General features: G+C 70.0%; 13 protein-coding genes. 1 reads left to right on the plus strand and 12 read right to left on the minus strand.

Translation table 11 applies throughout. The features are described 5' to 3' along the window. From ACR9ZK_RS17385 to ACR9ZK_RS17440, 12 genes are all read right to left on the minus strand, one after another. Positions 1-734: fumarylacetoacetate hydrolase family protein (locus tag ACR9ZK_RS17385; RefSeq protein ID WP_481343207.1), on the minus strand; the 734-nt coding region annotated here is incomplete at its 3' end. A 92-nt stretch (positions 735-826) separates the two neighbouring features. Beyond that, on the minus strand, positions 827-1,564 hold the full coding sequence (locus tag ACR9ZK_RS17390) for an IclR family transcriptional regulator (protein ID WP_481343208.1): 738 nt from the start codon (positions 1,562-1,564) through the stop codon (positions 827-829). 135 nt (positions 1,565-1,699) lie between these two features. Beyond that, positions 1,700-2,491 (minus strand): IclR family transcriptional regulator, encoded by a 792-nt coding sequence (locus tag ACR9ZK_RS17395; RefSeq protein ID WP_481343209.1) that lies wholly within the window; start codon positions 2,489-2,491, stop codon positions 1,700-1,702. A 147-nt stretch (positions 2,492-2,638) separates the two neighbouring features. After that, positions 2,639-3,526, minus strand: coding sequence for an alpha/beta fold hydrolase (locus tag ACR9ZK_RS17400; RefSeq protein WP_481343210.1), 888 nt, complete (start codon positions 3,524-3,526; stop codon positions 2,639-2,641). After that, positions 3,526-4,692 (minus strand): acyl-CoA dehydrogenase family protein, encoded by a 1,167-nt coding sequence (locus ACR9ZK_RS17405; RefSeq protein WP_481343211.1) that lies wholly within the window; start codon positions 4,690-4,692, stop codon positions 3,526-3,528. The genes ACR9ZK_RS17400 and ACR9ZK_RS17405 overlap by 1 nt, the downstream gene beginning before the upstream one ends. Before the next feature lie 23 nt (positions 4,693-4,715). Further along, complete coding sequence (locus tag ACR9ZK_RS17410; protein WP_481343212.1) at positions 4,716-5,585, minus strand: VOC family protein; 870 nt, start codon at positions 5,583-5,585, stop codon at positions 4,716-4,718. Between the two features lie 106 nt (positions 5,586-5,691). Further along, positions 5,692-6,876 carry a flavin reductase gene (locus ACR9ZK_RS17415; protein ID WP_481343213.1) on the minus strand — a complete coding sequence of 395 codons (1,185 nt, stop codon included), beginning with the start codon at positions 6,874-6,876 and terminating at the stop codon, positions 5,692-5,694. A gap of 77 nt (positions 6,877-6,953) precedes the next feature. Next, the gene (locus tag ACR9ZK_RS17420) at positions 6,954-7,430 is read right to left on the minus strand and encodes a GlcG/HbpS family heme-binding protein (protein ID WP_481343214.1); all 477 of its coding nucleotides are present in this window, start codon (positions 7,428-7,430) and stop codon (positions 6,954-6,956) included. Then, positions 7,427-8,281 carry an ABC transporter ATP-binding protein gene (locus ACR9ZK_RS17425; protein ID WP_481343215.1) on the minus strand — a complete coding sequence of 285 codons (855 nt, stop codon included), beginning with the start codon at positions 8,279-8,281 and terminating at the stop codon, positions 7,427-7,429. Before ACR9ZK_RS17425 ends, ACR9ZK_RS17420 begins: the two co-directional genes overlap by 4 nt. After that, positions 8,278-9,060 carry an ABC transporter permease gene (locus ACR9ZK_RS17430; protein WP_481343216.1) on the minus strand — a complete coding sequence of 261 codons (783 nt, stop codon included), beginning with the start codon at positions 9,058-9,060 and terminating at the stop codon, positions 8,278-8,280. The genes ACR9ZK_RS17425 and ACR9ZK_RS17430 overlap by 4 nt, the downstream gene beginning before the upstream one ends. Before the next feature lies 1 nt (position 9,061). After that, on the minus strand, positions 9,062-9,853 hold the full coding sequence (locus ACR9ZK_RS17435; RefSeq protein ID WP_481343217.1) for an ABC transporter permease: 792 nt from the start codon (positions 9,851-9,853) through the stop codon (positions 9,062-9,064). Between the two features lie 33 nt (positions 9,854-9,886). Next, a complete protein-coding gene (locus ACR9ZK_RS17440; RefSeq protein WP_481343218.1) occupies positions 9,887-10,882 on the minus strand; it encodes an ABC transporter substrate-binding protein in 996 nt (331 codons plus the stop codon). 312 nt (positions 10,883-11,194) lie between these two features. Here ACR9ZK_RS17440 and ACR9ZK_RS17445 point away from each other — a divergent pair, with 312 nt between their 5' ends. Beyond that, positions 11,195-12,001, plus strand: a complete 807-nt coding sequence (locus ACR9ZK_RS17445; protein ID WP_481343219.1) for an IclR family transcriptional regulator — start codon at positions 11,195-11,197, stop codon at positions 11,999-12,001. Positions 12,002-12,152: the final 151 nt, after the last annotated feature.

Raw genomic sequence — 12,152 nt, forward strand, 5'->3', positions numbered from 1 at the left:
CCGGTCGCGATGATGTCCCCGGGGTGGAGGGTCATGACCGCCGAGGCCATCTCGACCATCCCTGGGATGTCGAGGACGAGGTCACGGGTGTTGGCGTCCTGGCGCAGCTCGTCACCGACCCAGAGCCGCATCCCGAGCTGGGTGGGATCCCCGACCTCGTCGGCCGTCGTGATCCACGGACCGACGGGGCAGAAGGTGTCGTAGGCCTTGCGGAAGACCCGCTCCTCGCGACCGCGCACCACCATGTCGAGCAGGCAGGCGTAGCCGAACACGTGGGCCTGCCAGTCGGCGCGGGGGATGTCGCGCCCCCCGGCACCGATGATGATCGCCAGCTCGGACTCGTGGTGGACCTCCCGGCCGGTGAGGGCGGGCAGGACGACCGGTTCCCCGGCTCCGGAGAGCGACGACGGCGGCTTGAGGAAGAACCCCTGCACGTCGGCGCGGTACTGCGCCTGCATCTCCCTGCCGTGGTCGTGGTAGTTGACCGGGAAGGCGATCACCTTGTTGGGCCAGGGCACCGGTGTGCGCAGGGTGACCTCGGAGAGAGGGTGGACGGTTCCCCGGGCAGCCGCCCGGGCCAGCACCGGGCGGACGATCGGGAAGTCGCGGATCAGCCGGTTCATCCCGACTGGCGGCCACTCCCCCGCGCTGAGCTCCAGCGCGTCCGTCACGTCGACGACGCCTTCACCGACGACCACACCGATGCGGTCATCGTCGAAACGGGCGATCCTCATGGCGCTCCTTGGGACTAGGCAGGTGGTTCCTGCTCATCCTGCGAGCCCGGCTACGCCCCCGGCAGAGCTCCTCGCACCTACCGGAACGCCCCTCAGGCGGGTCGCTCCGCACGACCGCCGACGGCTGCCCCGATCTCGTTCGCGATGGTGAGGACGTCGTCCTTGACCTCGGCGTACCGCTGCAGCGTCAGTCGGGTGGAGGATCCCGAGATGCTGAGGGCAGCGACCACCTCACCGTCGCTGCCACGGATGGAGGTCGCGGCGCCGCTGAGCCCCTTCTCGCGCTCGTCGATGGAGACCGACCAGTGCGTCTCCCGGATCATGGCGAGTTCCTCGTCGTCGGGCATCGGCCTCCGGTTCTTCTTCGCCTCAGCGCGGACCTCCTCGACCACCGAGGCGGGCGCGAAGGCGAGGAGCAGCTTGCCGGAGGACCCGATCCCCAGCGGCTGCTGCCCGCCGGTGGGAACGACGGGACGCAGGGCCGCCCGTCCCTCGACGGAGGCGAGGCAGACGCGATGGGAGCCGTGCCGGATGTAGAGGTGCACGCTCTCGCCCGTGGAGTCGCGCAGCCGGTGCATCCACGGCTCGGCGACCCCGCGGATCACAAAGGAGTCGGCTGCGCTGGCGCCCCAGGAGAGCAGCCGCGGGCCCAGGGCGAAGAGCCCCTCGGAGGTGCGACGTGCGATCCGCAGCTCTGTCAGCTCCGTCAGAAGTCGATGGACCGACGACTTGGGCAGTCCGAGGTCCTCGGCCACCTCGGCAAGACGCATCGGTCGCCCGGCCCGCGCGAGGCTGTCGATCGCCTGGGTCGTCTTGACCAACACTGACATCGGTGGTGCTCCTTCTGTCGAGGTTCCGCCGACGGCGGGCAGCTGCCGCCCGCGGCAACCGACGCTGCGCGACGGCCGCCCGAGGTCGACGGTCAAAGGGTATGCAGCAGCAGCGTCCGCGGGTGACCGGACGTCTCAGGCGTATCGACGCACGGGCTGCAGACCGCCCCGACGACCAAGACCCCGGTACCCGAGGCCGCGGGAGGTCAGCAGGGCAGCCTCGACGACCACACGAGCCAGCGCGGCGGGGCTCAGGGGCTCCGAGGACAGCCTGACCGACACGGCAGCACGGACCTGACCGTCCTCGTCGAAGACCGGGGCAGCGATCAGGATGCCCTCCTCTTGCACGCTGGAGCGGCTCACGGCATACCCGAGGCGGCGGACGTCGCCGAGCCGTTGACGCAGCACGAAGTCGCTGCCGTCACCGAGCGGCCCGCCCGGCTCGTCCGCCATCTCGTCCAGACGAAGGTAGGCGAGCATGGCGAGGCCACCCGCCCCCTGCGCCAACGGGACTCGCCGATCGGGCTGCCAGGAGCCCGACGCCTGGTGGCCGCAGATGAGGTCGCTCAGGATGGCGTGGTCGCGGTCACGGGACCACAGCGCGACAGGGGCGCCGGTGGCCGAGTAGAGGTCGACGAGGAACGGTCGTGCCACGTCGCGCAGTCGGCGGACCTCGGGCACCCCCCAGCCGAGCCGCCAGAGTCGGCGACCGAGCCGGTAGCGGCCGCGGGACGCGCGCTCGACGGCGCCCCACTCGACGAGGTGCGCCAGCATCCGGTGGACCGTCGCCGGCGGGAGCCCGGTCTGGGAGCACACTCCCGCGATGGTCTGCTCGGGGGTCTCGGCACCGAAGCAGTCGAGGATGTCGAACGCTCGCCCCAGGACCGAGCGCTTGTGGTCGCCGTCGAGCAGGTTTCCAGACCCCATCGTCTGCCTCCCATTATTCGGAACGCTATTCCAATATGCTGAACGGTAGAGGCGGGCTCTCTCGGCTGTCAAGAGGTACGGGGGCCCGGGCCCCGGCTCGTCGAGCGACCACCCCGGGCGAGGCCGGACGCCGCGCCGGGCCGGAGGTCAACGGTCGTCGCGGGAGGGGGCGAGGAAGCCGACCACGAGGGCGTTGAACTCGCCGGTCCGCTCGAAGGGCACCCAGAGACCCGTCCGCCCGTACACGTGCACCTGGACGTCCGGGATCCGGTTGAGCAGGAACAGCGCGTTGTCGTAGCCCTGGACGCGGTTGTCGCGCCCCCAGACCACGAGCGTGCGTGCGCGGATGCGGTCGACGTCGCGCCACACCTGCTCGGTGACCGGGCGGTTCTGGGCGCCGCGGCCCTCGGGCGCGCCCGTCATGAACTCAGGCTCGACGCTCGCCAGGTAGCGCTCCTCGACCAGGTCCTCGGTGATCGACGAGGTGTCGTGCATCATCATCTCGAGGTAGGACCGCATCTTCGCGCGCGAGGGCCCGTCGCCGCCGTAGTAGGACTGGATGAGCTTCTGACCCTCGGACGGCATGGGCGTGAACAGGGGGAGCCCCCCGGCGGAGCTGACGAGGACGAGGTCGTCGACGACCTGGGGGTGCTCGATGGCCAGCATCATGGCCGCGGCGCCACCCGTGGCCATCCCGAGGACGTGGGCGGACTCGATCTCGAGGGTGGCCAACATGTCGGCGAAGACCTTCGCGTAGAAGGCGTACCGGCCTCCGCTGATCTCGGGCTTGTCCGAACGGCCGTAGCCCGGGAGGTCGACCACGAGCACCCGGAAGCGCTCGGCGAGGCCGGGGACATTGGCCCCGAAGTTGCCCCAGCCGTAGGCCCCCGGGGCGCCGCCGTGGACACAGAGCAGCACGGGGCCAGACCCGGCCTCGTGGTAGTGCACCCGGACGCCGCCGGCGTCGACGAAGCGGCTCGTCGACTCGGCGGTGACGGGGACGGTCGCCGCGGCAGCGGGAACGGTCGTGGACATCAGATCTTCACGTGGCCCGGGATCGGGTGGCCGAAAAGGTTGAGACCGTAGGCCTGGAAGATCGGTCCGGACCCGTTCTGGACGTGGTGCAGCGCAGCCTGGGTGTCACGCCACCGACGCTGGAGGGCGCCGCTGTGGTGCAGCGACCCTCCTCCGCTGAGCCGGAAGACGCTGTCGGCGGCGGCGGCGGCACGCTGGCTCGCCTGGACCTGGTTGCGACGCACCTCGGCACGCAGCTCGAGCGGCACGACCTCTCCGCGCGACACCATCTCGAAGACGCGTTCGACGTCCCAGAGCACGTGACGCACGCTCGCGTCGATGTCCGCGGCCGCCGCGCCCATCGCCGACAGCTGGAACGGGTCGAGGGCCGCCCGACCGCCGCGCCCCTGCCGCGAACGGGTCATTGCCACATATGCGGCCAGGGTGCCCTTGGCCATCGCCAGGGTGGCCGTCGTGATGGCTCCCGAGAACATCACGTTGCGCGGCATCCGGAACAGCGGCACCGACTCGCGGCTGGGGTCCTTGCCCCCGGTGCCCTCGGTCACGCCCTTCGTCTCGATCGTGCGGTATGCCGGGACGAAGGCGTCGCGCACCACGAGGTCCTTGCTGCCCGTGCCGCGCAGCCCCATGACGTCCCAGGAGTCCTGCACGATCTCGTAGTCCGGGCGTGGGAGGAGGAAGTGCACCGCGTCCGGCTCGGCGACGTTGCCGTCCTGGTCGGTGACGAGGCCACCGATCATGACCCACTGGCAGTGGTCGGTTCCGGACGAGAAGTTCCAGCGCCCGTTGAAGACGTAGCCGCCGTCCACCGGCCTGGCCCGGCCCATCGGCGCGTAGGGCGAGGCCACCCAGGTGTCCGGGTCCTCTCCCCAGACCTCCGCCTGAACCCGGCGGTCACCGTGGGCCAGCTCGTGCGGGTGAACGCCCACGACTCCGGCGACCCATCCCGCACTGGGGTCGTGCGACCCGATCTCGAGGACGGCACGGAAGAAGTCGACAGGGTGCGACTCCAGCCCACCGAAGTCCTTGGGCTGGAGCATGCGGATCACGCCCGACGCCCGCAGTGCCGATGCGGACTCGTCGGTGAGTCGCCCCAGCTCCTCCGCTGCTGCTGCGTTGGTCTCGAGCAGGTCCGCGATCTGCTCGATGTCGTCCAGGACGGCCATGGCCGCTCCTTTCGTCGATCTGGTCACGGGGTGCGCTGGTGTCCCCAGTAGTGGGCCACGTCGTAGCGGGTGGGAAGCCAGGTCTCGTCATCGATGAGGATGCCGTCGATGCCGTACTCGATCCCGAAGCCGGAGGGTGACCGGACGTAGAAGGAGATCATCTTGTCGTTCGTGTGTTTTCCGAAGGTCGACAGGATCGGGGCCGCTCCGGCGAGGACCTTGTCGTAGTTGCGGCCGAGAACGTCGAGGTCGTCGATCTCGAACATGAGGTGACCGACCCCGACGGGCCGGCTGGGCGCTGCTGCGAACGCGAACGAGTGGTGCCTCGGGTTGCAGTGCGTGAAGACGCCGGTGACTCCCCCGGGCATGTCGATGTGATCGCTGAGACGGAAGCCCAGCAGGTCGAAGTACAGCCGGCGGTAGGTCTGCTCGTCACGCACGACCTGGAAGGCATGCCCGAGGCCCAGCTCGCGCGCCACGAAGGTCGCCCCGATCGGGGAGACGAACGGCTCGGTCGCGTTGCGCAGCCCCCAGAACAGCTCGACGTCGTAGTTGTCGTCGGGGTCGCGGAAGCTGGCCAGCCCGTCGACGCCGCGTTCGGCCGCCGACTGGGCATCGCGCTGGGTCACCTCGTAGCCGGCCGCTTCCAGCCGCTGCGAGATCTCCTCGAGGGCACACTGGCTGCCCACGTCCCACCCGAGTGCGATGACACCGTTCCTGTCCGAGCGGCGGATGTCCACGCGGTGGACGTACTGGTCCATCCGGAGGGTGAGTCGGTCCTCGGTGCGCTGGGCGACCTGCAGGCCGAGCAGGTCGGCACCGAAGCGCTCCCAGGCCTGCAGGTCGGTACTCGACACCACGGCATACCCGAGGGCCTTGACGCGTGCATCCATCGTTGGTCCTTTCATCACACGTTGTCTGGTCGTCATGCTCTGTCCTCGGCGCCGGCCCGACCAGCGAACCGTGCCAGATGGCGGAATGCCGGGGACGTGGGGCCGATCATCGGCACAACCTCGCGGCAGCGGAGGACGCAGCCCGGGACAGCGCCTCGACCCACTGCTGCACCTGACCGGTCGCGGCGCCGGCCGGGAGGCCGGACATCCGCATCGCGATGGGGGGCGTGTCGGCCGGCCCCGGGACGGGAACGACGATCGAGTGCAGGTGATAGGTCTGCTCGGGGTCGAGGTCGGGCTCGTAGAGGGCTGCCGTGTCGGCGATCATCTGCTTCATGAGCCGCTCGTGCTTCGGCAGTCGATCTGTCGAGGAGTAGTCCGACATCAACGAGATGCGGTCCACCGTCGGGTCGGGCATGAGCGACAGCGAGAAGCCGCGCTCGCGAACCCGGTCGAGGTTGCGTCGGAACGTCTCGACCGTGGCAGCCCCTTGTCCCGGTGCACGCGCCAGCCACTCCTGCACGTCCTCCTCCGAGGCATCGCGCAGGAAGACCGAACCGAGCGGCGGGACGAGCGGCACCCGGTGCCCGACGGAAGGCGTGGTCCGCTCCTGCGACTGGTTGGAGGTGAGGACGAACACGACGTCGCCGCCCACCTTCGCGAGCACCGCGCAGTCGACGCCGTGCTCGGCGCTGAGCTGCTCGATGTCGTGCCGCGCCAGCTCTGCCAGCCGCACCGCGTGGATGAGGTCGGGGTGTGACGGCGCGACGAGCGACGGAGGCGCGAAGCGCCCGTAGCCTCCCTGGAAGAAGAGCAGCGGCAGCGAGGGCCGGGCCACCGAGAGGTGGCGGACGCGTCCGAGGACGATGTAGTGGTCCCCGCCTTCCAGGACGTCCTCGTAGGTGCACTCGATCCACGAGACCGCCCCGTCCAGGATGGGCGCCCCGGCCGGGGCGGGTGACCACGCGACGCCCTCGAACTTGTCCGGCGCCCGTGAGGCGAACCGGCGACAGGTCTGCTCCTGGTCAGAGGCGAGCACGTTGACGCAGAAGGTCTTTCCCGTGCGCAACTTGGCGAAGCTACCGGACTCGCGCGTCGGCAGGAACGCCACCAGAGGCGGGTCCAGCGAGACCGAGGTGAACGAGCCGACGACCATGCCCGCCGGCGTGCCGTCCTCGGCGATCCCGGTGACCACGGCCACGCCGGTCGGGTAGTGCCCGAGGGTCTCGCGGAACAGTGCCGGGTCGATGGTGTCGTCACCCACAGCCACCGTCGTGTCGAGCTGAGTCATCGGTGTCTCCTCGTGTGGTGGTGGTGGGGCCACCACCTGGCGGCCCGCGCGCCCCAGTCTCGTCCGCCGGGCGAGCCCTACCTAGGCTGTCGTCCCGGCGGGCGGGACGTTTGGCCGGAGCGCTCCCCGGGCAGCGCCACAGCCGGCAGAGCAGCCTCCGCGAGACGGACGTCCTGGTCCGGGCTGGCACCGCTGACGCCGAGCCCGCCGATGAGCCGGTCGCCCTGGCGAACGGGCTGGCCGCCGGGCAGGGGCGTGGGGCTGAACGGCAGCCCCTCGCCGAGCAGCACGAACAGGTCCGGATGCGCCGCGCGCAGCTCGGAGAGGCTCTCCGAGGGGCGGGCGAACACTGCCGCGGTCCGCGCCTTGGTGCGGGCCACCTCGGGGGTGAACCAACTCGCCCCGTCGCCGCGCACGACGAGGAGGTCGAAGCCGCGCTCGTCGACGACGGCGACGCTGACCCGCAACCGGAGCTGCGCAGCGGACTCCAGCACCGACTGCACCAAGGCTTGGGCCCCGGCTGCAGTCAGCACGTGGTCGCGGGGGTCCGTCACGCCCCCGTGCCCGCGCTGACCGGCGCGACGTCGCGCTCGTCGTCCGGCTGCTCGGCACCCGCGGAGGGTGGCTTGCGGATCAGGGTGTAGACGCGGCTGCGCAGCTCGGCGAAGGCCGGCAGCGCCTTGGTGGCGAGCTGGTCCCGGGGCGCCGGCAGGTCGACGGGGATGAGCGCCGCGACGCTGGCCGGCTTGCCCGACAGGACCAGGACGGTGTCGGCCAGGTAGACGGCCTCGTCGATGTCGTGGGTGACGAGGACGACGGTGATGCCGAGTCGCTCCTTGAGCCGGATGACGAGGTCCTCCAGGTCGGCACGCGTCTGGGCATCGACCGAGGCGAACGGCTCGTCCATGACGATGGCGTGGGGTCGGAAGGCGAGCGCGCGCGCGATGGCGACGCGCTGCTGCATGCCTCCGGAGAGCTGCCACGGGTAGGCGTGGGTGGAGTCGGCGAGGCCGACCTCGGCCAGCGCCGCCCGTGCCTGCTCGAGCCGCTCGCTCTTCGGCACGCCCGCCGAGCGAAGCGGCAGGGCGACGTTGTCGATGACACGCAGCCAGGGCATGAGGGACCGGCTGTAGTCCTGGAAGACGACGGCCATGCCGCGTGGGGTGTCGCGCACCACCTCGCCCTCGAAGACGACACGACCCTCCGTCGGCTTGCGCAGGCCGGTCAGGCACTGGAGCAGGGTGGTCTTGCCGGCGCCGGAGGGACCGACGATGCAGAGGAACTCGCCCTTGGCGACGGCGAAGTCGAGTCCCTGCAGGACCGTGTGCTGTCCGTAGGAGTGGCCGAGCCCGGTCACCTCCAGGACGGTGCCGCACGCTGCGCTCTGGTCATCGGTCTCGTTCATGAGCCGCCTCCTTCGTGGTGGGCCATCATGCCCTTGTGCCAGCTCAGGACCCGGTTCTCCACGAGGCCGAAGAGCTTGTTGAGCAGGTAACCGACGATGCCCAGGGCGATGATGCCCGTCCACATCGCGGGGATGTCGAACTCGCGTTGCGAGTTGAGGATGAAGTAGCCGATGCCGCCCGGGGTGCCGACCATCTCGGAGATCACCATGGCGACCACCCCGATCGCCAACGCGGTCCGGGCCCCGGCGAAGACCTGGGGCGTCGCGGTCGGAAGGATGATGAAGCGGATCCGGTCCCACGGCGAGAGCCGGTAGCTCCTCGAGACGTCCCGCAGCACCGGCTCCACGGAGCGGACGCCGTCGATGGTGTTGAGCAGGACCGGCCACGCACTGACCACCCCGATGATGGCGATCTTCATCGGGGTCCCGATGCCGAGCAGCAGCATCATGATGGGCAGCATGGCGACACCGGGGGTGGCCCGGAGAAACTCGATGATCGGGCGAACCGCCTCCTCGAGCGCGCGGACCGAGCCGAGCAGTAGGCCGAGAGCGACACCGCCGACGATGGCGATGGCGAAGCCGGCGGCGAGCCGACCCACACTGGGCACGATCTCCGTGGGCACGTTCTGGAAGATCCAGAGCGCCTTGAACTCGGTGAGGATCGTGGCGAGCGGCGGGAAGTAGAACGACGTGCTGTTCGCACTGGCGACCCACCAGATGACGAGGAGCAGGACGGGGAGCCAGATCTCCCAGAGGACCTTCGAGCGCAGCGACTTCATGTCAGGCTCTCTCTCGCTGGGAGGGGTGCCACCACAGGATCCGACGCTGCGCGGCGAGCAGGATGAGGTTGAGCGCGACCCCGAGCAGGGACGCCGTGAAGGCGTACACGAACATCTCGTCGGGGTTGTTGACCGTCAGGGCGTTGAACAGGTTGCGTCCCAGGCCGTCCGTCCCGCCGAGGAACTCGGCCGAGATGGCCAGGAGCAGGCTGATCGTCGCGGCGATGCGCAGCCCCGTGGTCAGGAAGGGCATGGCGCTCGGCAGGTAGACCGTCCTGATCCGGTCGGTGAGGCTCAGGTGGAACGCCGCGCTGACCTGGCGCAGCTGCGGCGACACCTGCTGCACGGCGTACGTGGACTGCACCAGCATCGGCCAGACGGCGCCGAACATGACCAGGATCAGGGCCATCGCGCGGGTGCCGCCGAAGAGCAGCAGGACGAGCGGCAGGATGGCCACCCCCGGGATGGTCCGGCCGAAGTCGACGACGAACTGGGAGCTGAGGGCCACCTTGCGGCTGGACCCGTTGATGAGTCCGAGCGGCACACCGACCAGGATGGACAGCAGGAGCCCGAGGTTCGCCGTGAGCAGCGTGTTGCCGACGGCGGTCCAGTAGTCACCCGTCCTGGCCATCTCCATCGCCGTGGTCAGGGTGAGCCACGGCGTCGGGACGTCTGCTGCCCGACCCGGGCCGACGGCGAACAGGTGCCAGATGACGAGGGCGATGAGGACCGCCGCCACCTGCCGGGACAGGCGCCAGCCGGCGCTCGCGCGTTGGGGTTCCGATCGCGCCATCGCGAGTCTCCTTCCTTCCCGGGCCGCTGCGATCTACTGGCCGGCGACGATCAGGTCGGCCGCCTTGGGGGCCTTGGCCTGCTCGAGCAGGCCGTACTTGACCAGGCGGTCGAGGGCCGTCTGCACCGACGACGGGCTGATCGGCTCCGTGCCGAACTCCGGGTAGTGCGCCTTCTCGAGCAGCGCCTTGGGCGCCTTCACGTAGGTCGAGGCGACCTGCACGCGCTTGGCCGGGTCGGCGTTCACTGCCGAGTTGGCCTTGAGGATCGACTGCTCGAACGCCTTGACGGTGTTGGGGTTCTGCTGCGCGAATTCCTTCGTGGTGACGTAGGCGTAGGCGAGGTCCGCGCCGGCGGCGGTGTAGCCCGCCAGCCGGTGGATGGAGCTGTCCCCGAGGGCCGCGGTCCCGGCCGGCTCGGAGGTCGTGGTGACGTCGACGTTGCCGGCCTTGAGGGCCGACAGGGTGTTGGGCACCTCGACGAACGTGATCTTCGAGGAGTCGCCGCCCGCCTCGTCCACCGCCGAGCGGATGTCCACCCAGATCTGGCTGTTGATCTGAGGGATGCCGAACGTGGCATTCTGGACGTCCTTCATCGTCTTGATGGGGCTGCCGGCCCTCACCCAGAGGTTGCCGACTCCGAAGCCGTCCTTGGGGGGCGTGCCCTTGGCGCCCGGCGCGACGAGCACGAGCGGCACGCCCTTGCTGCGGGCCACCGCCGGGACCGTCATGTCCATGAGCGCGAACTGGACCTTGCCGCCGAGCAGCTGGGGCATGCCCTCGGCCGGCGTCGCGACCTTGGTCAGCGTGACGTTGAGGCCCTCGGCCTTGAAGGTGCCGTCGGCGTTGGCCGCCTGTGCGCCCAAGGCGTTGAAGCTCGGGAACACCGCCACGGAGATGTCCGGTTTCTCGACACCGCCGCCCGTGCCGGTCGCGGCCTGGGAACCGGAACTGCAGGCGCTGGCGAGGCTGACCGAGGTGATCGCGACGAGCGCGACAACCGCCCGGCGGGTTCTACCTGTTGTGACCATGATCGTTTCCTTACTCGGCGCCCGCTGGGCCCGGTGTCATCTCGTCTACGTTGACGTCGGCAGGTCGGCGACCTCGCCGCAGTCATGATCGCCACGCCTGTGGCAATCACGGATGCGTCTCGTGCCGTCCTTCGGAACATGACGGTGACACGCGTCGGCGCCCCGGGAACTGCTTTGCCTCACCATGCGGAATACTCCTCCACCTCTCTGCAGAGTTCCGCATAATGGGACGCACGTCCCATTGAGCCGAACGGCTGGGACTGTGACGACGAGCGCATCTCGACGACGAGGTGTCGTGGCGAAGGAGAACCGATGACCGTTTCCGTCCGAAGCCCGCTGCAGGACGTCTCCCCGGAGTGCGACGACCGGCAGATGACGTCAGTGGGCAAGGCGCTGGAGCTGCTGGCCGCGTTCCGCGGCACCATCCCGGAGCTCGGCGTCAGTGAGCTGGCCCGCCGGGCCGGCATGCCGAAGTCCACGGCCTTCCGGCTCCTCGGTGACCTCGAGCGCGCCGGATTCGTCGCGCGGTCGGGGGCCAAGTACCGGCTGGGCCTGTCCCTGTTCGAGCTCGGCAGCCGGGTCGGCTTCTGTCGCCCGCACGGCCTGCGTGACGTGGCCATCCACGACCTGAGCGAGCTGCACATCAACACCGGCCTGACGGCGCACCTGGCGATCCTCGAGGGAACCGACATCGTCTACGTCGAGAAGGTGCACGCGGGCAACCCCGTGCGTCTGGTGACGGTGCCCGGAGCCCGGCTCCCGGCCTCCTGCACCGGCCTGGGCAAGGCGATGCTGGCCTTCAGTGACGGCGCGACCGTCCGTGCGGTCGTCGAGGCAGGCCTGCCCCGCCGCACCCGCAACTCCATCACGGAGCCGGGCCGCTTCGTGCGCGAGCTGCGCCGCATCCGTGAAGCCGGGGTGGCCTACGACCGGGAGGAAGGGACCTTGGGGCTCACCTGCGTCGCCGCCCCGGTCATCGTCGAGGGACGGGTCGTCGCCGCCATCTCTGCGTCGGGCCCGCCCCACGGCACGAGCTGGCGGCGCATCGAGTCGCACGTGCGTCACGCCGCCCGCGGAGTGAGCAGCGCCTACGCGCTGAACATGTCCCAGGTGTCCTGAGGCCATTGCCCGGTCGCCGTCCTGAGGCCGCCGGCCGGACGCGACTCGCTGCGCACGACACCACGACGAACCAAGAGCTGGGGCAAGGAGGGGGGCCGAGAAGGGCTGCCCCCATCAACCAAAAGAGAAAGGTTCTTGCCCCCACCTTCCA

Source organism: Monashia sp. HAY1-5C (genome assembly GCF_056755255.1).